We start from the raw sequence: 19921 nt of genomic DNA on the forward strand, positions 1-19921 counted from the left end.
GCTCAACCGCCCTGCCAGGCCCTGCGCAGCTTAGCCAGGGCCTCGGCGATGGCCGCTTCGGGCACGGCGGCAAAGCCCAGCACCAGGCCGGCGCGCTGGTCCGCCGGCGTGGTGGAGTGCGCCAGCCAATAACTGCTCAGCCCATTCACCTCGACCCCCACGCCCTGGGCCTGCTCAACCAATTGCTGCTCGCGGGCCAGGCTGTCCACGCGTACCGTCATGTGCAGCCCCGCCGCCACACTGGGCAATTCGCCGACGCCCGGCAAGCCGCCCGGCCAACCGGCCAGCACCGCATTGCGGCGACTCAACGCCGCCCGCCGCATGCGGCGAATATGGCGCTGGAAGTGCCCGGCCGCCATGAACTCGGCCATCACCGCCTGGGTGCTGACTTCCGAGTGGCGCATGTCCACCGCACGGCGCCGCGAGAACGCATCCACCAGCCCCGGCGGCAATACCAGATACCCCAGGCGCAGGGCCGGGAACGCGACTTTGCCGAAGGTGCCGACGTAGAGCACGCGGCCACTGCGGTCCAGCGCGGCCAGGGGCGCCAGCGGTGCGCCGCTGTAGCGGTACTCGCCGTCATAGTCGTCCTCGATGATCCAGCCGCCGGTGCGCTCGGCCCAGGCCAGCAGTTCCAGGCGCCGCGCCAGGCTCATGACCACGCCCAACGGGTATTGGTGGGACGGCGTGACATAGGCCAGGCGGCAATCTTTCAGGCTGTTGAGGGTGTGGCAGTCGATGCCTTCGTGGTCCACCGGCACGCCCTGCAGGTTCGCACCGGCCAGGGCGAATGCATGGCCGGCAGCGCGGTAACCCGGGTTTTCCACCGCAACACCGTCGCCCGGCTCCACCAGCAACTGTGCACAAAGGCTGATTGCCTGCTGTGCGCCACAGGTGATCACTATTTGCTCAGCCGCGCACTGCATGCCCCGCGAGCTGCGCAGGTAAGCGGCAATCAGGCCACGCAGGCGAGCATCGCCCGCCGGGTCGCCGTAGCACAACTGCTCCAGGTCCGGCTTGCGCCAGAATGCCCCGTTCAGCTTGGCCCACACCTCGAACGGAAACAGATCGAAGGCCGGCACACCCACGCGAAACGCCCTGGGCGGGCCCGCAGGCGGCTGTGAAAGATGGTTGTTTTTCACCCGGGCCAGGCCCGGTCTGTGGATAACTTCGTTATCGAGATCTTCGGGCAAATCTGTCCATTTTGTGGATAAGGCTGGGGATAAGCCTGTGGGTAACCCTGTGGACACTTTTGTGGATAGTTTTTTCGGCTGGGGCAGTTGGGCCACATAGGTGCCATCACCGACTCGGCCTTCGATAAACCCTTCGGCGTACAGTTGATCGTAGGCACGCACCACGCTGTTGCGCGAAATCGCCAGGGCCGCTGCCAAGTCACGGCTGGCGGGTAAGCGCGTGCCGCTGGCCAGGCGTCCGTCCAGCACCCGCTGGCGCAGGGCCTCATACAGCTGGCGCGTCAGGCCTTGGCGACGGTCCAGCTCGATACCGGCAGGGTTGAATGACAGAGGCGGCGAGAGCGGCGGCATATTGGACCTATGAAATTGGCCTGAGATGGCTCTTACAACAGACCATTAGCCTGCCTACGATGCAGGCATTCGCCAAGGAAAATATTCATGTACACACCTCGCGCCTTTGCCCTCGAAGACTTGCCCGAATTGCAGCAACTGATTCAACACACGCGCCTGGCGCAGTTGGTGACCGTTGGCGAGCAAGGCCTGCAAGCCAGCCACCTGCCGCTGCTGCTCAACCCCGATGAAGGCCCCAATGGCACCCTCTACGGGCACCTGGCCAAGGCCAATCCGCAATGGCGCGACCTGCAAAACGGCAGCGAGGCCCTGGTGATCTTTGCCGGCGCCGAGGCCTACATCAGCCCGGCGTTCTACCCGGCCAAGGCCGAGCACGGCAAGGTGGTCCCGACCTGGAACTACCTGGCTGTGCATGCCTACGGCAAGGCTGAAGTGTTTACCGACACCGAGCGCCTGCTGGCGCTGGTCAGCGCCCTGACCGATCGCCATGAAGGCAACCGTACCCAGCCGTGGAAGGTCAGCGACGCCCCGGCCGATTACATCGACGGCATGCTCAAGGCCATCGTCGGCTTCGCCCTGCCGATCGAGCGCCTGGTCGGCAAGCGCAAGCTCAGCCAGAACCGCAGCCAGGCCGACATCGATGGTGTTCGTAAAGGGCTGGCCGCCAGCGCCGATGTGCGCGACCAGACCCTCGCCCGCTTTATTCCCCAAGGAGTTCCAGAATGAGCCAGATCGACATCCGCCCGGTCACTGCTGCCGACCACGCCGCCTGGCTGCCGCTGTGGCAGGCGTACCTGAAGTTCTACAACACCGAGCTGCCGGACGCCGTGACCCAGAGCACCTGGCAACGCCTGCTCGATGCACAGGAGCCGACCCATTCCGCGCTGGCCTGGCAGGATGGCAAGGCCGTGGGCATGGTCAACTTCATCTACCACCGTTCCAACTGGAGCATCGAGAACTCGTGCTACCTGCAGGACCTGTTGGTGGACCCGGCCCAGCGCGGCACCGGCGTTGGCCGCAAACTGATCGAGTTCGTCTATGCCACCGCCAAGGCTGATGGTTGTGCCAAGGTGCACTGGTTGACCCACGAGACCAACGCCACGGCGATCCGACTGTACGAGCGCATCGCCGAACGTCCGGGTTTCATTCAATTTCGCAAAGGTCTTTAAGGAGCGCAGCATGCCTATCTCACCCGCCGACTGGAAGGGCGTCCCGGCGCCTACGGTCCAACTGCTCGAAGGGCGCTTTATCCGCCTGGAAAAACTCGACCCGGCACGCCATGGCGACGACCTGTTCCAAGCCCTGCAAGGCCCCGGCGCCGACCCGAAACTGTGGGATTACCTGCCTTATGGCCCGCTCCCCGAGCGCGGTGCCTTCAATGACTGGCTCAACAACCATGCGCAACACAGCGATCCGTATTTCTTCAGCGTGATCGACCGGGCGAGCGGCCAGGTGCAAGGCATCCTCAGCCTGATGTCCATCGTCCCGGCCCAGGGCCGCATCGAAATCGGCCACGTGACCTTCGGCGCACCGATGCAACGCTCGCCGAAAAGCACCGAAGCGGTGTACCTGCTCGCCAAGCATGCGTTCGAACAGGGCTATCGCCGCCTGGAATGGAAGTGCAACAACGGCAACGCCCGCTCCAAATACGCGGCCGAGCGGCTGGGGTTCAGTTTTGAAGGGGTGTTCCGCCAGCACATGGTGGTAAAGGGGCAAAACCGCGATACCGCGTGGTACTCGATCCTGGATTCGGAATGGCCCGCGATTGGCGCGGGTTTCGAGGCCTGGTTGTCAGATGCCAACCAGTCGGGCCCTGGGCAGTTGAAGAGCCTTGCGGAGTGTCGCCAGCAGGCGCTCTGAGACGTGGTTCAACCGCTGGGCCGGCGGCGCAATGCGCGTCGGCCCAATCCCTTGGCGATAGCCGCAATTATCGCTGCAGACTAGCGACATCTCCCGCAAGCAAGGGTCGCCCGGCCTGACATTTATCCCCCCGCAGCCTCGCTAAATTCCCCGCCTCATACATCAAGAGGTGGGATTACATGCCGCGCATACACAAACAACTCGCGCTCGCCATCACCCTGGCGCTGGGTGCCCTCGGCGCTCAATACGCACAGGCCAGGGGCGATATGGAGCCAGACAGTGAATGGTTCGAACAGCCCGGCAACAAGGGTCATTCCGCGCCGGCGCTGCCGGCGCCTGAAGACTTCTACTTTGCCGACCGGGCGACCAGCCGAAACGCCCTGAGCGTCGCTCGGGTGCTGGACGCCGCCGTGGATGGGTTGCTGGCGTCGGATGAGTTCAACGAGTGGGAAAAAAGCCGGCTCGAACGTTACGGCCTGTACCTGAGCACCCTGGAGCCGAGCCGAATAGGTGCAGTGCTCGAGCAACTGGCGGGAAGCCAGAACGCCAACCTCGGCACCGCCACCCAGAACAGCCAGAAAGCCTTGAACGCCAACCTGTTGGCAGCCATACGCCAGCTGGATAAAGACACCGGCGACACCGGTCGCGTATGGCTGCAAGGCCTCGGCAATGGCGGCAGCCTTGATGCGCAACACGGCAGTGCCGGCTTGAAACAGAGCAGCCAAGGCCTGTTACTGGGGGCTGACGGCGCAATCGACGATGCATGGCGGGTGGGTGTGGTGGGGGGCAAATCCGGCAGCGACCTGAGCGCCAGGCGCTTCAAGGGCGAAGTGGACAGCTGGCACCTCGGCGCCTACGCCGTCCGCCTGGACGGGCCACTCGCGCTACGCTTCGGCGCGCTGTACAGCAGCCATACCGGGCAAAACAAACGCACGGTCGACTTCGACTTCATCAATCACCGCGATTACCTCTCAGGCAAGTACAAGGCCCACAGCCAAAACGCATTTGCCGAGCTGGGCTATCAGCTGCAGACCGCTGACTGGCGCGCCGAGCCCTTTGCCGGCGTGGGTTTCCAGCGTTATCACCGCGAACGCTTCCAGGAGAAAGGCGGCTACAGCGCCTTGAACGTGGGTACGCAGACCCAGCAGAACCTCAGCAGCACCTTCGGCCTGCGCGTGACCCATGACGTGACGCTGGGCAACCAGATGATCCTCAAGCCGCACCTGAGCACAAGCTGGAAGCATCTCTATGGCGACACCAGCAGCCGCGTACGTCAGTCCTTCGCCTGGGAAAAACGTGAGGACTTCAACAGCGCGTTCACCGTCGGCGGCACGTCCCTGGACCGTGACAGCCTGGCGCTGCGCACCGGCGTGGAGCTGGCGCTGTCGGACGAGCACAGCGTAGGCCTGGCCTACAGCGCCGAGTTTGGCAGCCACAGTCGCAACCAGGGGTTGATGGGCCAATGGGCGATGGCGTTCTAAGTCACCGGGAAGCCCGATCGACAGGCAAAAAAAAGGGGAGCACCTGCTCCCCCGAGGATTAAACGGTTATGTCGAAGGCTGTATCAGCCTTCGATCTCAATCAGGATCTCGCCCGGGTTGACCCGGTCGCCCTTGGCCACATGCACAGCGGTGACCTTGCCGGCGATCGACGCCTGCACTTCGGTTTCCATCTTCATGGCCTCGGTGATCAGCACGGCCTGGCCAGCCTTGACCACATCACCTTCCTTGACCAGCACGTCGACGATGTTGCCCGGCATTGCCGTGCTGACGTGGCCCGGCTCAGTGGCGTGCTTGCGCTTGCTGCCGCCGCTGCTGACAAATTCGTTGAGCGGTTCGAACACCACTTCTTCCGGCATGCCGTCGATGGACAGGTAGAAATGGCGCTTGCCTTCGGCCTTCACGCCGACGCCGGTGATGTCCACGCGGTAGCTTTCGCCGTGCACGTCGATGACGAACTCGGTCGGCACGCCTTCGCCGCCAGCACGCGCCACACCGCCGGCTTCAGGGATCGGGAGCAGCACTTCAGGGGCCAGGGTGCCGGCGTCACGTTCCTCGAGGAACTTGCGCCCGATGTCCGGGAACATCGCGTAGGTCAGCACGTCTTCTTCAGACTTGGCCAACGCACCGATCTCGCCGCGCAGCTTGGTCATTTCCGGCTTGAGCAAATCAGCCGGACGCACGTCGATCACCTCTTCGCTGCCGATGGCCTGACGGCGCAGTTTCTCGTTCACGGTGCCCGGCGCCTTGCCGTAGCCGCCTTGCAGGTAGAGCTTCACTTCGTTGGTGATGGTCTTGTAGCGCTCCCCGGCCAGCACGTTGAAGAACGCCTGGGTGCCGACGATCTGCGAGGTCGGCGTGACCAGCGGCGGGAAGCCAAGGTCTTCACGCACCCGCGGGATTTCGGCCAGCACTTCGCCCATGCGGTTGAGTGCGCCCTGCTCTTTCAGCTGGTTGGCGAGGTTGGAAATCATCCCACCCGGCACCTGGTTGACTTGCACGCGGGTGTCGACTGCGGTGAATTCGCTTTCGAACTGGTGGTACTTCTTGCGCACGGCGTAGAAGTACAGGCCGATTTCCTGCAGCAGCTCCAGGCTCAGGCCGGTGTCGAATTCGCTGCCTTTGAGCGCGGCAACCATCGACTCGGTCCCCGGGTGGCTGGTGCCCCAGGCGAAGCTGGAAATCGCGGTGTCGATATGGTCGGCACCGTTCTCGATGGCCTTGAGTTGGCACATCGCGGCCAGGCCGGCGGTGTCATGCGAGTGGATGAACACGGGCAGGCTCTGCTCGGCCTTCAGCGCCTTGACCAGTTCGCCGGTGGCGTACGGGGTCAGCAAGCCGGCCATGTCCTTGATTGCCACCGAGTCGCAGCCCATGGATTCCATTTGCTTGGCCTGGGCCACAAACGCTTCGATGGTGTGCACCGGGCTGGTGGTGTAGGCGATGGTGCCCTGGGCATGTTTGCCGGCAGCTTTCACCGCTTCGATGGCCACGCGCAGGTTACGCACATCGTTCATGGCGTCGAAGATGCGGAACACGTCGATGCCGTTCACGGCGGCCTTGGCGACGAAGGCTTTGACCACGTCGTCGCTGTAGTGGCGGTAGCCCAGCAGGTTCTGGCCGCGCAGGAGCATTTGCAGGCGCGTGTTAGGCAACGCGGCGCGCAGCTTGCGCAGGCGCTCCCATGGGTCTTCTTTCAAAAAGCGTACGCAGGCGTCGAAGGTCGCGCCGCCCCAGACTTCCAGCGACCAGTAGCCGACTTTGTCGAGCTTGTCGCAGATCGGCAGCATGTCGTCGGTGCGCATGCGGGTCGCCAGCAACGATTGGTGGGCGTCGCGCAGGATGGTGTCGGTTACGAAGATTTTCTTAGTCATATTCGGATCTCCTCATAGCGGCAAGTTTCAAGCTACAAGCTGCAAGTAAACGCTGATCCGCTTTAACTTGTAGCTTGCCGCTTGCAACTTGCAGCTGCTTATTTATAAGCCTGCGTGGGCGGCGATGGCGGCGGCGATGGCCAGGGCCAGCTCTTCGGGTTTGCGCTTGATCGAGTAGTTGGTCAGTTCAGGATGGCTTTCGACAAAACTGGTGTTGAACTGGCCGCTGCGGAATTCCGGGTTGCGCAGGATTTCCTGGTAGTAGGCGGCGGTGGTCTTCACGCCTTGCAGGCGCATGTCGTCCAGGGCGCGCAGGCCGCGGTCCATGGCTTCTTCCCAGGTCAACGCCCAGACCACCAGTTTCAGGCACATGGAGTCGTAGAACGGTGGAATGGTGTAGCCGGTATAGATCGCCGTGTCGGTGCGCACGCCGGGACCGCCGGGCGCGTAGTAACGGGTGATCTTGCCGAAGCTGGGGAGGAAGTTGTTCTTCGGGTCTTCGGCGTTGATGCGGAACTGCAACGCGAAGCCACGGTGCTGGATGTCTTCCTGCTTGACCGATAGCGGCAGGCCCGAGGCGATGCGGATCTGCTCGCGGACAATGTCGATCCCGGTGATTTCTTCGGTGATGGTGTGTTCCACCTGCACCCGGGTGTTCATCTCCATGAAGTACACCTCGCCCTCGGCGAGCAGGAACTCCACGGTACCGGCATTCTCGTAACCCACCGCCTTGGCCGCGCGCACCGACAGGTCGCCGATGTAGGCGCGCTGTTCCGGGGTCAGTTGGGGGCTGGGGGCAATTTCGATCAGCTTCTGGTTGCGGCGCTGGATCGAGCAGTCACGCTCGAACAGGTGCACCACGTTGCCGAAACTGTCACCGAGGATCTGCGCCTCGATGTGCTTGGGATTGACGATGCATTTTTCCAGGAACACTTCCGCCGAACCGAAGGCCTTGGTGGCCTCGGAAATCACGCGGGGGAAGGCTTGTTCGAGTTCTTCACGGCTGTTGCAGCGGCGGATACCACGACCACCACCACCGGACGTGGCCTTGAGCATCACCGGGTAGCCGATGCGGTCGCCTTCGGTCAGGGCTTCATGGATGTCGGCAACGTTGCCTTCAGTCCCCGGCGTGACCGGCACGCCAGCCTTGATCATGCTGCGGCGCGCTTCAGTCTTGTCGCCCATGCGACGGATCACTTCAGCCGACGGGCCGATGAACTTGATCCCGCGTTCAGCGCAAATGTCGGCCAGCTCGGCGTTTTCCGAGAGGAACCCGTAGCCGGGGTGCAGCGCATCACAGCCGGTTTCCACGGCCAGGTTCACCAGCTTGCGCGGGTTCAGGTAGCCGGCCAGGGGCTCGGCCCCGATGCTGTGGGCTTCGTCGGCACGCTTGACGTGCAACGCGTGACGGTCGGCATCGGAATAGACCGCGACCGAGCGAATGCCCATCTCGGCGCAGGCACGCACGATTCGTACGGCAATTTCACCACGGTTGGCGATCAGGATCTTTTTTATCACTTGGAAATTCCCTTGAGCCGATTGCTGCGTCTTCAACCCACTGGATCCGGGTCGGCGCGTGACCAAATGTTTCATGACAGTCGCGAGACACACACTAAGCCCCAACAGGGATTAACAAAAATCAATAATTATTGGGCTGTGTATAAGTAAAGACTTATAGTCGATGCATCAGGGGCAGGCCGGGATCATTAAATAATGCGTAAGTCATTGATGCGTATGACATTGCGTCAATTGCAGATCTTCAATGAAGTGTGCGATTTGCGTTCCTACAGCCGGGCAGCCGAGGAAATGTCGCTTACGCAACCGGCCGTTAGCCTACAGATTCGTCAGCTGGAAGAGCTGATCGGCCAGCCGCTGTTCGATTACGTCGGCAAGAAGCTCTACATGACCGAAGCCGCCGAAGCCCTGCAACGCGCCAGCCGGGACATTTTCGGGCGCCTGGAAAACCTCGATATGCAGCTGTCGGACATGCAGGGCTCGCTGCAGGGCCAGTTGAAACTGGCGGTGGAATCCAGCGCCAAATACTTCGTGCCGCACCTGTTTGCGGCTTTCAAGCGCCAGCACCCGGAGGTGCAGTTGCACCTGACGGTGGTCAACCGCGCCCAGGTGATTCGCCGGCTTTCGGACAATCGCGACGACCTGGTGATCATGTCCATGGTGCCCCAGGACATGGGCCTGGAATTCCTGCCGTTCCTCAACAACCCGATCGTGGCCGTGGCCCCACCTGAGCATCCGTTGAGCCTGCAAGGCCCGCTGCGCCTGCAGGACCTGGAGCCCTACACACTGCTGCTGCGCGAACCGGGTTCCGGTACGCGGCTGGCGTGCGAGGAATACTTCAAGGAGAAACGCGTGCACTTCACCCAGACGGTGGAAGTGGCCTCGGCCGAGGCGCAGCGTGAATGCGTGAACGCCGGGTTGGGCGTGGCCTTGCTGACGCGCCACGCGGTCAACCTGGAGCTGGCCACCGGCGGGCTCAAGGAGCTGCCGGTGGAAGAACTGCCGCTGTATCGCAGCTGGTGCCTGGTGCAGGCCAAGGCCAAGCGCCTGTCACCGGTGGCCCATGCGTTCCTGGGCTTTATCCGCAGCGAACGGGTGCAGATCAGCGCGCTGGCTGAGCGTTTCGCTGGGCAGCCAAGGGTGCCTGCCAGTGGAGTTCCGGGTAGTCAGTGATGCTCTGCTGCAGTTGACGCTCGTCGCAGCGGTCTTCGATTGCACGACGGAACGCCATGCGGCGCTGGTCTTCCTGCTGACGACGGGTTTTGACGGAGCTGTTGCTGTCTTCGTAGTGCCGGGCCATTTTCAGTCTCCCAATGCGAGTACGGGGAGTTCAGGATGGCCCTGGGGGATGACGGTTTGGCGGCGCGGGGGTTACAGGACGATGAATCTTCAGGCGCTGTGCACATCCTGTGTGGGAGCTGGCTTGCCTGCGATAGCGGTAGTTCAGTCAATGAATGTGCGAGCTGACAGACCGCCATCGCAGGCAAGCCAGCTCCCACATCAATCTGTGTACACCCGATTAATCGTCGAGGGCTTTGACTGATTTGGGCGAGAGACGCAGGCTGCGCAAGCTGCGCTTCACACTCTTGAGGTGGTTGACCAGGCTCGGGCCGCGCGCCATTGCCACGCCCATCGCCAGCACGTCGATCACCACCAGGTGGGCGATGCGCGAGGTCAGCGGGGTGTAGATCTCGGTGTCTTCGTGCACATCGATCGCCAGGTTGACCGTGGACAGCTCCGCCAATGGCGTCTGGCTCGGGCACAACGTGATCAGGGTCGCGCCGCTTTCACGCACCAGGTTGGCGGTGATCAGCAGGTCTTTGGAACGGCCCGACTGGGAAATGCAGATCGCCACGTCGGTGGGCTTCAAGGTCACCGCCGACATGGCTTGCATGTGCGGGTCACTGTAGGCCGCAGCGGTGAGCAGCAGCCGGAAGAATTTGTGCTGCGCATCGGCGGCCACCGCACCAGACGCACCGAAGCCGTAGAACTCGACGCGCTGGGCCTGGGACATGGCGGTCACGGCCTTTTGCAGCTCCACCGGGTCGAGCTTCTCGCGCACTTCCATCAGGGTGTGCAGGGTGGTGTCGAAGATTTTCAGGCTGTAGTCGGCGACGGAATCGTCTTCATGAATCGCAAACTGGCCGAAGCTCGCACCGGCGGCCAGGCTTTGCGCCAGCTTGAGTTTCAAGTCCTGGAACCCGGAGCAACCGATGGCGCGGCAGAAGCGCACGATGGTCGGCTCGCTGATGCCCACGCTGTGGGCCAGGTCGGCCATGGAACTGTGCATCACTGCCGCAGGGTCAAGCAGCACGTGATCGGCAACCTTGAGTTCCGATTTGCGTAACAGGTGGCGCGACTGGGCGATATGTTGCAACAGGTTCAAAGGGCGGGACTCTTGTTATTGGCAGGTGCCAGGGATGTAGCAAGCTTGTAGTTATACTACAAGAATTGTCGTTTTGCCCGTCCGATGCATCACTAAATCGCCCTGTCCGCCTTTGAATCTAAGGGCGGCCGAATTGTAGCCGCTGGGGTTGAAGCCGTGCGGCTAAGGAAAAACTGCATTTTTCCGTAACAAATCGGCCAGCCCTTCGGCCGCCATCGGCCGACTGATCAGGTAGCCCTGCACCTCGTCGCAACGCTCGCCGCGCAGGAAATCCAGCTGTTGCTGATCTTCCACGCCTTCGGCCACCACCTTGAGCGCCAGCCCATGCGCCATGGCGATGATCGCCCGGGTGATCGCTGCGTCCTCCCGACCCTGCCCGAGGCCCCGGATGAAGGTCTGGTCGATCTTCACGTAGTCCACGGGGATGCGCTTGAGGTAACTGAGGGATGAATAACCGGTGCCAAAATCGTCGATGGCCAGCTTCACACCCAGGTCGCGCAGCTGCTGGAAGGTCGCGATGATGTGTTCGACGCTGTCGAGCAGTTGGCTCTCGGTCAGCTCCAGCTCGAGGTATTGCGGGTCCAGCCCGGTCTCTTCCAACACCTGGCGCACCAGGCTGACCAGCTTGCCCTGGCGCAACTGATGCACCGACAGGTTCACCGACACCCGGATCGGCGCCAGCCCCTGGCGCTGCCACTCGCACGCCTGCCAACAGGCCTGGCGCAGCACGAATTCGCCCAGCGGCACGATCAGGCCGGTCTCTTCGGCGAGGCCGATAAAGTCCCCCGGCGGCACCATGCCCCATTGCGGATGCTCCCAGCGAATCAGCGCCTCGGCGGCATTCAGCTTGCCGGTGGCCAGGCACAGTTTCGGCTGGTAGAACACCGTCAGTTGGCGCTCCTCGATGGCCTTGCGCAGGTGGTTTTCCAGCTGCAGGCGCTCCAGGGTGCTGGCTTGCAGGCTGTCGGTGTAGAACTGGAAATTGTTGCCGCCCAAATGCTTGGCATGTTGCATGGCCATGTTCGACTGGCTGACCAGCGCGGAAATTTCCCGCGCGTTGTCCGGCAACAGGCTGACCCCCATGGAAGCACTGACCACCAGCTCGTGCCCCTCCACCGTCACCGGCACCCGCAACTTGGCCAGCAGCCGCGTCGCCACCCGCGCCAGGCTCGAGAGGTTGCCATAGGCATCGAACAGCACGGCAAATTCATCACCGGACAGCCGCGCAATGGTGTCGGCTTCCGGCAAGGCGTTGATCAAGCGCCGCGCCATTTTCTGCAACAGCTGGTCGGCGACTTCATGGCCGAGGCTGTCATTGAGCAATTTGAAACGGTCGAGGTTGATGTGCAGCAGCGCCAGGCTCCGCCCGCCCAGGCGCACGCGCTGGTGGGCTTCGCGCAACCGTTCGCGGAACAGCGAGCGATTGGCCAGGCCGGTCAATTCATCGTAATGCGTGAGGTAGCGCATGCGCTCCTCGGATTCGCGCCGCGCGGACAAATCGGCGAAGAACCCCACGATATGGCTGACTTTTCCACGAACATCGCGCACCACGTTCAGTTGCAGCCACTGCGGGTACAGCTCGCCGTTCTTGCGCGTCTCCACCAATTCGCCCTGCCAGGTACCGTGGCTGAGCAGCGCCTGGCGGATCACCGGGAAGTGGCGCCGCGCATCGCGGCTGCTGGGCAGTTCCACCACATTGCGGCCGAGCATGTCGTCGATGTCGAAGCCGGTGACGCGGCTGAAGGCCTGGTTGACCGCAATCAACGCGTAATCCGGGTCGAGGATCACGATGCCTTCGCTGGCGGCCTCGAATACCGTCGAAGCCAGGCGCTGCTGTTCTTCCAGGGCCTTGCCGGCGCTGATGTCGCGGCGCGTACCGAGCATGCGCGTGACACGCCCACTGGGCGTGCGCTCGACGGCGCGGCCACGGTCTTCGATCCACACCCAATGGCCATCGCCATGGCGCACACGGTATTCGACCTGGTAGTCCTCGCTGCGCCCCTTGAGGTGCTCCACCAGCGCGCGCTTGAGCAACGGCAGGTCCTCGGGGTGCAGGCGCGGCTTGAGGTGGCTGAGCATCGCCGTGACGTACTCGGGTTCCAGGCCGAACAACTCTTTGAGCTGGGTGTGGTGGACCTCGTCGGTCTGCAGGTTCCAGTCCCACAGGCCCAGTTCGCTGGCTTGCAGGGCCATGGCCAGGCGCGCCTCGCTTTTATTCAGGGCCAGGCTGGCAGCGTCGAGTTCCTGGCTGCGCTGCGCCACGCGGTCCTGCAGGCCGATCTGCGCTTCACGCAGTTCCTGTTCGACCTGGCGACGCTGCTCGACTTCGCGCACCAGTTCCTGATTCAACTGTTCGCTGCGCTGCTGCGCCTGTTGCAGATGCTCGATCAGCGCCTGGTTCTGGAAGCGTCGCAGCAGCCCGCGCTGGATCAAGCGATTGACCTGCCACGCCACCACACTCAAGGACGCCAGCAGGATCAGGCCGAGCACACCCCAGCCTTGTTGCTGCGGGGCGCCGTTCCAGAACAGGTACGCGATGGCCGGCACCAGGCACGGCAGGGAAAAGGACAGGAACGCCGGCAGACTCACGGCATAGGCCACGCTGGCCGACAGCGTCGCGGCGCCGATCAGGCCAAAGACCCAGGCCTGCTGCATAAAGCTGTCCACCGGTACCAGCGCGATGGCGGCGACGGCCAGGGTCAGCCCGCTGACCGCTGAACCCAGCATGAACATGCGGCGCCAGATCGGCTGGGCCTGGCGGCTGGGCATGGCCGAGTCAAACGCCGCCACCTGGATCACGCGCATCGCCACCAACGCCAGCAGCCAGACCAGCCAGATGCTGTCCAGCAGGTATTGCTTGGGGTTCCACAGCAGCCAGGCACAGACCAGGCCGTTGACCAGCATTAATAAGGTAGGCAGCAACGAGCCCTGGTAGAGCAGGCGCGTGCGCTCGACCGCCATCTCGGTGGCGTAATGTTTGTGGATGACCTGCGCGGGCGCCATCGTGGGGCCGAACAGGTCGGTGCTGAGGGTCATAGGCAGTGTTCTTATAATGGTGAGCCCGAAACGTCGACGGAGCATACACAAGCACGCGCTTGGGCCAAACTGCTCCACGTCATAAAAACCTCACGTTTATCCAGCGCAAACCTAGGCGCCAGACGGCTTGAGCGAGACACGGCGGGGGCTGCGGCCATTGACCGACCAGTCATCACCCGATGCAGAATGTTTGCCCGGCGCGGATCAGCCTGGATGTTTTCCGTCGCCCGCCCGGCATTGGGATTTGCCCGAGCCCCCCCGGCACCCTAGAATGCGCCGATGCGCGATGATCTCTCCCTTTTGCTGAACTCCCTCAACGACGCCCAACGCCAGGCCGTAGCCGCCCCCGTTGGCCGTCAGTTGGTCCTGGCCGGTGCTGGCTCCGGTAAAACCCGAGTGCTGGTGCACCGTATCGCCTGGTTGATCCAGGTCGAGAACGCGTCGCCGCACTCCATCCTGTCGGTGACGTTCACCAACAAGGCCGCTGCCGAGATGCGCCATCGCATCGAGCAGTTGATGGGCATCAGCCCGGCCGGCATGTGGGTGGGCACCTTCCACGGCCTGGCGCACCGCCTGTTGCGGGCGCACTGGCAGGAGGCGGGCCTGGTCCAGACCTTCCAGATCCTCGACAGCGATGACCAGCAACGCCTGGTCAAGCGCGTGATCCGCGAGCTGGGCCTCGACGAGCAGCGGTGGCCGGCGCGCCAGGCGCAATGGTTCATCAACGGCCAGAAAGACGAAGGCCTGCGCCCGCAACATATCCAGGCCAGCGGCGACCTGTTCCTGGCCACCATGCGCAGCATCTATGAAGCCTACGAGGCCGCCTGCGCACGGGCCGGCGTCATCGACTTCTCCGAACTGCTGCTGCGCGCCCTCGACCTGTGGCGCGATAACCCAGGCTTGCTGGCCCATTACCAGAAACGCTTCCGGCATATCCTGGTGGACGAGTTCCAGGACACCAACGCCGTGCAGTACGCCTGGTTGCGCCTGCTGGCCAAGGGCGGCGACAGCTTGATGGTGGTAGGCGATGACGACCAGTCGATCTATGGCTGGCGTGGCGCGAAAATCGAGAACATCTACCAGTATTCCGAAGACTTCCCGGACGCGGTCACCATCCGCCTGGAGCAGAACTACCGCTCCACCGCCGGCATCCTCAAGGCCGCCAACGCCCTGATCGCCAATAACACCGGGCGCCTGGGCAAAGAGCTGTGGACCGACGGCGGCGAAGGCGAGGCGATCAACCTGTACGCGGCGTTCAACGAGCACGATGAAGCGCGCTACGTGGTGGAAACCATCGAAAGCGCACTGAAGACCGGCCTGGCGCGCAGCGATATCGCGATTCTGTACCGCTCCAACGCCCAGTCGCGGGTGCTGGAAGAAGCCTTGCTGCGCGAGCGCATCCCGTACCGCATCTATGGCGGCCAGCGCTTCTTCGAGCGAGCCGAAATCAAGAACGCCATGGCCTACCTGCGCCTGCTCGAAGGCCGTGGCAACGACGCGGCGCTGGAGCGGGTGATCAACATCCCGGCCCGCGGCATCGGCGAAAAAACCGTGGAAGCGATCCGCGACCACGCCCGCCACGCCGATGTGTCGATGTGGGAAGCCATGCGCTTACTGATCGCCAATAAAGGCCTGACCGGCCGCGCTGCCGGGGCACTGGGCGTGTTTGTCGAACTGATCGAGAACCTCGCCGCCAAGTGCTCGGAAATGCCCCTGCACTTGATGACCCAGACTGTAATCGAGCAATCCGGGCTGATCGCCTACCACGAAGCGGAAAAAGGCGAGAAAGGCCAGGCCCGGGTAGAAAACCTTGAGGAACTGGTCAGCGCCGCGCGTGCGTTCGAGAACACCGAGGAAGACGAAGAGCTGACCCCGCTCGCGGCCTTCCTCGGCCATGCCTCGCTGGAAGCCGGCGATACCCAGGCCGATGAGCATGAAGACAGCATCCAGCTGATGACCCTGCACAGCGCCAAGGGCCTGGAATTCCCCTACGTGTTCCTGGTGGGCATGGAAGAAGGCCTGTTCCCGCACAAGATGAGCCTGGAAGAGCCTGGCCGCCTTGAGGAAGAACGCCGCCTGGCCTACGTGGGCATTACCCGGGCGATGCAGAACCTGGTGATGACCTACGCCGAGACCCGACGCCTGTACGGCAGCGAGACCTACAACAAGGTGTCGCGTTTCGTCCGTGAGGTGCCGAAGGGGCTGATCCAGGAAGTGCGCCTGTCCAACAGCGTCAGCCGCCCGTTCGGTGGTGGCCAGCAGCAGAACTCCAGCAGCCTGTTTGCCGGTTCCGAAATTCCGGAAACCCCGTTCAGCCTGGGCCAACAGGTCAAGCATGCGATTTTCGGCGAAGGCGTGATCCTCAACTTCGAAGGCGCCGGCGCCCAGGCACGGGTGCAGGTGAATTTCGCTGAAGGCAGCAAATGGCTGATGATGGGCTACGCGAAGCTCGAAGCCATCTGACACCCTCCCCTTTGTAGGAGCCGGCTTGCTGGCGATGGCGGTCCTAAGACCGCCATCGCTGCGGGGCGACGACTCGACAAGCCGGCTCCTACAATGTGAAGAATTGTGACCCTCCCTTGTTTTTCACCTGCACGGGCCAATATCTGTATTAAGTCCTACAGACCATTCTGATTCGGTCTTACGCAAAAGCCCGAAACATTATGTCGCTAGCCACTGTCACTACACCTGTGCAACATGGCGCGCGTGCAATCCACAAATGGGAATTCCCTTTATGAAACGTTTTCTTAGCATCGCCATGGCGTTGTGCATCGGCCTGACGATGAGCCTCGACGCCAACGCCAAGCGCTTCGGTGGCGGCAAAAGCATGGGCTCGGCACCGACTCACCAGACCAGCCAAATGGCTCCTTCCGCCGGCGGCATGGGCGGTGCAGCCGCCACCGCAGGCGCAGCCGGTGCTGCTGGCGCCGCGGCCAAGGCCGGCGGTGCTTCGCGCTGGTTGGGCCCTCTGGCCGGTATCGCGGCCGGTGGCCTGCTCGCTTCCATGTTCATGGGCGGCGGCTTCCAGGGCATGCAGATCTTCGACATCCTGATCTTGGCGGTCATCGCCTTTGTGATCTTCCGCTTCATCGCCGCCCGTCGACGCAAGCAGCAGGAGCACCTGGCTCCAGCCGGCGCGCCGATGCAGCGTGAAGTGTTCGAGCAGAAGCCAGCCATGGGTTCGATCTTCGGTGGTTCGGCCGCGCCTGCCGCCGCCCGTCCGGTGATCAACGCACCGGCGTGGTTCAACGAAGAGCGTTTCGTCGAAGCGGCCCGCAGCCACTTCCAGTCCCTGCAGCAGCACTGGGACGCCAACGAAATGGACAAGATCTCCGAGTTCGTGACCCCACAACTGCTGGAGTTCCTCAAGCGCGAACGCGCCGACCTGGGCGACGCCTTCCAGTCGACCTACATCGACGACCTGCGCGTACAGCTGGAAGGTGTGGATGACCGCGCCGACAAGACCATCGCCACCCTGACCTTCAGCGGTGTGTCGAAGACCTCGCGTTTCGACCAGGGCGAAGTGTTCAGCGAAAGCTGGAACATGGAACGCGCCCAAGGCGACAACCAGCCTTGGCTGGTCGCCGGTATCCGCCAGAACGGCTGATACCCGCGCGCTTGAGCAAGCCGTAACAAAAAACCCCGGACCTGTCCGGGGTTTTCTATTTCACGGTTGCACTTATAGCGAGCTACTGTATAAAACGCCCCTATAAACCGCGCCATCTAGCAAGAGGATCCCGGCCGTGGAAGAAATCATCGAACAATTGCGTGAAGCCAACGAACCGGTCCCGGTTCCTCTGGAACTGCCTGACGAAGACCAACTGGTGGAAATCGAGGAACAACTGTTCATCGACATCCCGTTTGTGTTCCGCGAATTCCTGCTGACCGTCAGCGACGTGGTCTACGGCAGCCTGGAGCCGGTGACCGTCACCGACCCGCAATCCCACACCTACCTGCCCGACGTGGCCGCCAACGCCTGGGATGCCGGCGTTGATCGCAGCATGATCCCGATCTGCCAGGACGGTGACGACTACTACTGCGTCGAAGAAGACGGCACCGTGGTGCTGTGGTCCGGCGAAGAAGAACTCGTCACCGAAGAAACCTGGGAATCGGTGTGGCACTGGGCACGGGACGTCTGGCTGGAAAGCTGATCCCACAAGGCTTGTGTGGCGAGATCACTGTTCAGGGCTGCTGCGCAGCCCAGCGCAAGCAAGCTCGCCACCGTTGCTCTCAATGCTCCGGCGTGTCCTTGTGGTTATCCAGGGTCTCCAGCAAGGCGACCTGCATGCGCGTATGCACGCGGATGAACCACCGCCAGAGCACGGCCGCCACTGCGGCCGTGACGACGGCGATCAGCACCAGCAACTTGTTGGTCGGCAGAATGCTGGCCGACAAGGCCGCCAATAGCAGGAAGATCACCAGCAGCGACAACAGCGGGATCAGCTCGGCGATCACGCGTCGTACACGCTGGGTGTGCCGCCCGGCCATTTCCGGCTTCACGCTCATCTCTGCCAGCAACATCGACAACGCCTTGAGCTTGCGGTAAGCCGCAATCAGGAACGGCAGCGACAACAGCAGCGCCCCACCCCAGATCAATGCCTTCTGCCAGCTTGGATCGCTGATCCACCCCTCCAGATACCCGCCAATGCGCGCCGCGAAGTAACTGCCGGCGAAGAAGATCGCCACCACCAGCGCCAGGTTCACCCCCACTTGCAGGATAATCTTGCGAATCATCGACGCCAGCATCGCGCCCTCACCCTGCGGCTGGATACTGCGCAGCCACTCGCCATACAGGCCAAACACCCGGCTCAGGCGCTTGGGCATCACGGCGGCAATCTTCAACGACAACGGGTCGGCACCGCGAATCAGGTACGGCGTGAGCAACGTGGTGATCGCCGAAACGGCAACCGCCACCGGGTACAGGAAGTCGCTGGTCACCTGCAAGGTCATCCCAAGCGCGGCGATGATGAAGGAAAACTCGCCAATCTGTGACAGGCCCATGCCTACGCGCAGTGAGGTCCGGCCATCATTGCCGGCGATAAACGCGCCCAGGCCGCAGGACAGCATCTTGCCCAGCACCACCGCCACGGTGATTACCGCAATCGGCCAGGCGTATTGCAGCAGGATCTGCGGGTCGATCATCAAGCCAATGGCGACGAAGAAGATGGCGCTGAACATGTCGCGAACCGGCTCGATCAGGCGTTCGATCTTAATCAACTGGCGCGATTCGGCCATGATCGCGCCAATCAGGAACGCGCCCAGCACCATGCTGTATTCCAGCTTGACCGCCAGCAGGCAGAAGCCGAAACACAGGCCGAGTACGGTGATCAGCAGCATTTCGTTGCTTTCAAACTTGGCCACGTAGGCCAGCAGGCGCGGCACCAGCAAAATGCCGATGACCAGCGCGACGATCATGAACAGCGAGAGCTTGCCGACCGTGGAGAACACCTCGCCGGAGCTGACCGTGCCACTTACGGCGATGCTCGACAGCAAGGCAATGATGCCGATCCCGAGGATGTCTTCCACGATCAGCACGCCAAAAATCAGCTGGGCGAAGCGCTGGTTCTTCATCTTCAGGTCATTGAGTGCCTTGACGATGATGGTGGTCGAGGAGATCGCCAGGATTGCGCCGAGGAACAGCGAGTCCATGGTATTCCAGTCGAACCAGCGGCCGATCTCGTAGCCGATCCAGATCATCAGGATGATTTCCAGGAACGCCGCGATAAACGCCGTGGCACCGACCTTGAACAGCTTGCGCAGACTGAATTCCAGGCCCAGGCAGAACATCAGGAAGATCACCCCCAGCTCGGCGAGGGTCTTGATGGTGTCTTCGTCGTGGATCAGGCCGAAGGGCGGCGTATGAGGGCCGATGATGAAGCCGGCGACGATGTACCCCAGCACCACGGGTTGCTTGAGGCGGTGAAACAGGATGGTGACAACCCCGGCCACCAACATGATCACGGCCAGGTCCTGGATAAAGCTGATGGCGTGCATGGCGAGGGGCTCCTTGAGGGTACTGGCGCTCTTCCTGCATCCGTCCGCGCCTTTGAACGGTCGCAAAGAGCGAGAGGAAGAGTCTGCCTTGATCGTAAGAAATGCCCTGAGATGGGCTTTTGAAGGTTAACACCGCGACTTCCGCCGGAAAGCCGGTGCAATATATGGAAACAGATCGGTGCACGCGTGACGGCAAGCCGCCCACCGGCGTCC

The 19921-nt window shown here is 62.6% G+C and carries 15 protein-coding genes; 8 read left to right on the forward strand and 7 right to left on the reverse strand.

Translation table 11 applies throughout. The features are described 5' to 3' along the window. Positions 1 to 2: 2 nt before the first annotated feature. Positions 3 to 1544 carry a MocR-like pyridoxine biosynthesis transcription factor PdxR gene (gene pdxR, locus JFU04_RS29185; protein WP_201146177.1) on the reverse strand — a complete coding sequence of 514 codons (1542 nt, stop codon included), beginning with the start codon at positions 1542 to 1544 and terminating at the stop codon, positions 3 to 5. Between the two features lie 87 nt (positions 1545 to 1631). On the opposite strand from pdxR, the gene JFU04_RS29190 reads away from it, so the two are divergent. The 4 genes from JFU04_RS29190 (at position 1632) to JFU04_RS29205 (ending at position 4885) form a co-directional block, all read left to right on the forward strand. Then, positions 1632 to 2270, forward strand: coding sequence for an FMN-binding negative transcriptional regulator (locus tag JFU04_RS29190; RefSeq protein WP_201146179.1), 639 nt, complete (start codon positions 1632 to 1634; stop codon positions 2268 to 2270). Continuing rightward, positions 2267 to 2713, forward strand: a complete 447-nt coding sequence (locus JFU04_RS29195) for a GNAT family N-acetyltransferase (protein ID WP_201146181.1) — start codon at positions 2267 to 2269, stop codon at positions 2711 to 2713. Before JFU04_RS29190 ends, JFU04_RS29195 begins: the two co-directional genes overlap by 4 nt. 10 nt (positions 2714 to 2723) lie before the next feature. Next, positions 2724 to 3404, forward strand: a complete 681-nt coding sequence (locus tag JFU04_RS29200; RefSeq protein WP_201146183.1) for a GNAT family N-acetyltransferase — start codon at positions 2724 to 2726, stop codon at positions 3402 to 3404. Between the two features lie 179 nt (positions 3405 to 3583). Further along, positions 3584 to 4885, forward strand: a complete 1302-nt coding sequence (locus tag JFU04_RS29205; RefSeq protein WP_201146185.1) for an autotransporter outer membrane beta-barrel domain-containing protein — start codon at positions 3584 to 3586, stop codon at positions 4883 to 4885. An 83-nt stretch (positions 4886 to 4968) separates the two neighbouring features. Here JFU04_RS29205 and oadA read toward each other — a convergent pair whose 3' ends face one another. Together oadA and JFU04_RS29215 are read right to left on the reverse strand one after the other, a co-directional pair. Then, entirely contained in the window at positions 4969 to 6777 is a 1809-nt protein-coding gene (gene oadA / locus JFU04_RS29210) for a sodium-extruding oxaloacetate decarboxylase subunit alpha (RefSeq protein ID WP_065902592.1), read from the reverse strand. A 102-nt stretch (positions 6778 to 6879) separates the two neighbouring features. Beyond that, complete coding sequence (locus tag JFU04_RS29215; RefSeq protein WP_003195732.1) at positions 6880 to 8295, reverse strand: acetyl-CoA carboxylase biotin carboxylase subunit; 1416 nt, start codon at positions 8293 to 8295, stop codon at positions 6880 to 6882. A gap of 195 nt (positions 8296 to 8490) precedes the next feature. Between JFU04_RS29215 and JFU04_RS29220 the strand changes: the two genes are divergently transcribed. Then, a complete protein-coding gene (locus tag JFU04_RS29220; protein ID WP_065902594.1) occupies positions 8491 to 9465 on the forward strand; it encodes a LysR family transcriptional regulator in 975 nt (324 codons plus the stop codon). Here the strand turns inward: JFU04_RS29220 and JFU04_RS30385 are convergent. From JFU04_RS30385 to JFU04_RS29230, 3 genes are all read right to left on the reverse strand, one after another. Then, entirely contained in the window at positions 9395 to 9592 is a 198-nt protein-coding gene (locus tag JFU04_RS30385; RefSeq protein ID WP_242485940.1) for a PA3496 family putative envelope integrity protein, read from the reverse strand. The two genes, JFU04_RS29220 and JFU04_RS30385, sit on opposite strands and share 71 nt — an antisense overlap. Before the next feature lie 219 nt (positions 9593 to 9811). Continuing rightward, a complete protein-coding gene (hexR, locus tag JFU04_RS29225; protein WP_010168370.1) occupies positions 9812 to 10678 on the reverse strand; it encodes a transcriptional regulator HexR in 867 nt (288 codons plus the stop codon). A 162-nt stretch (positions 10679 to 10840) separates the two neighbouring features. Then, positions 10841 to 13714, reverse strand: coding sequence for an EAL domain-containing protein (locus JFU04_RS29230; protein WP_065902596.1), 2874 nt, complete (start codon positions 13712 to 13714; stop codon positions 10841 to 10843). A gap of 279 nt (positions 13715 to 13993) precedes the next feature. Here JFU04_RS29230 and uvrD point away from each other — a divergent pair, with 279 nt between their 5' ends. The 3 genes from uvrD to JFU04_RS29245 all read left to right on the forward strand — a co-directional run bounded on the left by uvrD (position 13994) and on the right by JFU04_RS29245 (position 17865). Continuing rightward, positions 13994 to 16177, forward strand: coding sequence for a DNA helicase II (gene uvrD / locus JFU04_RS29235; protein ID WP_106802256.1), 2184 nt, complete (start codon positions 13994 to 13996; stop codon positions 16175 to 16177). Positions 16178 to 16448: 271 nt separating this feature from the next. Continuing rightward, the gene (locus JFU04_RS29240; RefSeq protein ID WP_065902599.1) at positions 16449 to 17321 is read left to right on the forward strand and encodes a Tim44 domain-containing protein; all 873 of its coding nucleotides are present in this window, start codon (positions 16449 to 16451) and stop codon (positions 17319 to 17321) included. Positions 17322 to 17457: 136 nt separating this feature from the next. After that, on the forward strand, positions 17458 to 17865 hold the full coding sequence (locus tag JFU04_RS29245; protein WP_017739032.1) for an SMI1/KNR4 family protein: 408 nt from the start codon (positions 17458 to 17460) through the stop codon (positions 17863 to 17865). Positions 17866 to 17944: 79 nt separating this feature from the next. On the opposite strand, the gene JFU04_RS29250 is transcribed toward JFU04_RS29245, so the two are convergent. Beyond that, positions 17945 to 19708 carry a cation:proton antiporter gene (locus JFU04_RS29250; protein ID WP_201146187.1) on the reverse strand — a complete coding sequence of 588 codons (1764 nt, stop codon included), beginning with the start codon at positions 19706 to 19708 and terminating at the stop codon, positions 17945 to 17947. Between the last annotated feature and the right edge of the window lie 213 nt (positions 19709 to 19921).

The organism is Pseudomonas sp. TH21 (assembly GCF_016651025.1).
Taxonomy (GTDB): Bacteria; Pseudomonadota; Gammaproteobacteria; order Pseudomonadales; family Pseudomonadaceae; genus Aquipseudomonas; species Aquipseudomonas aylmerensis.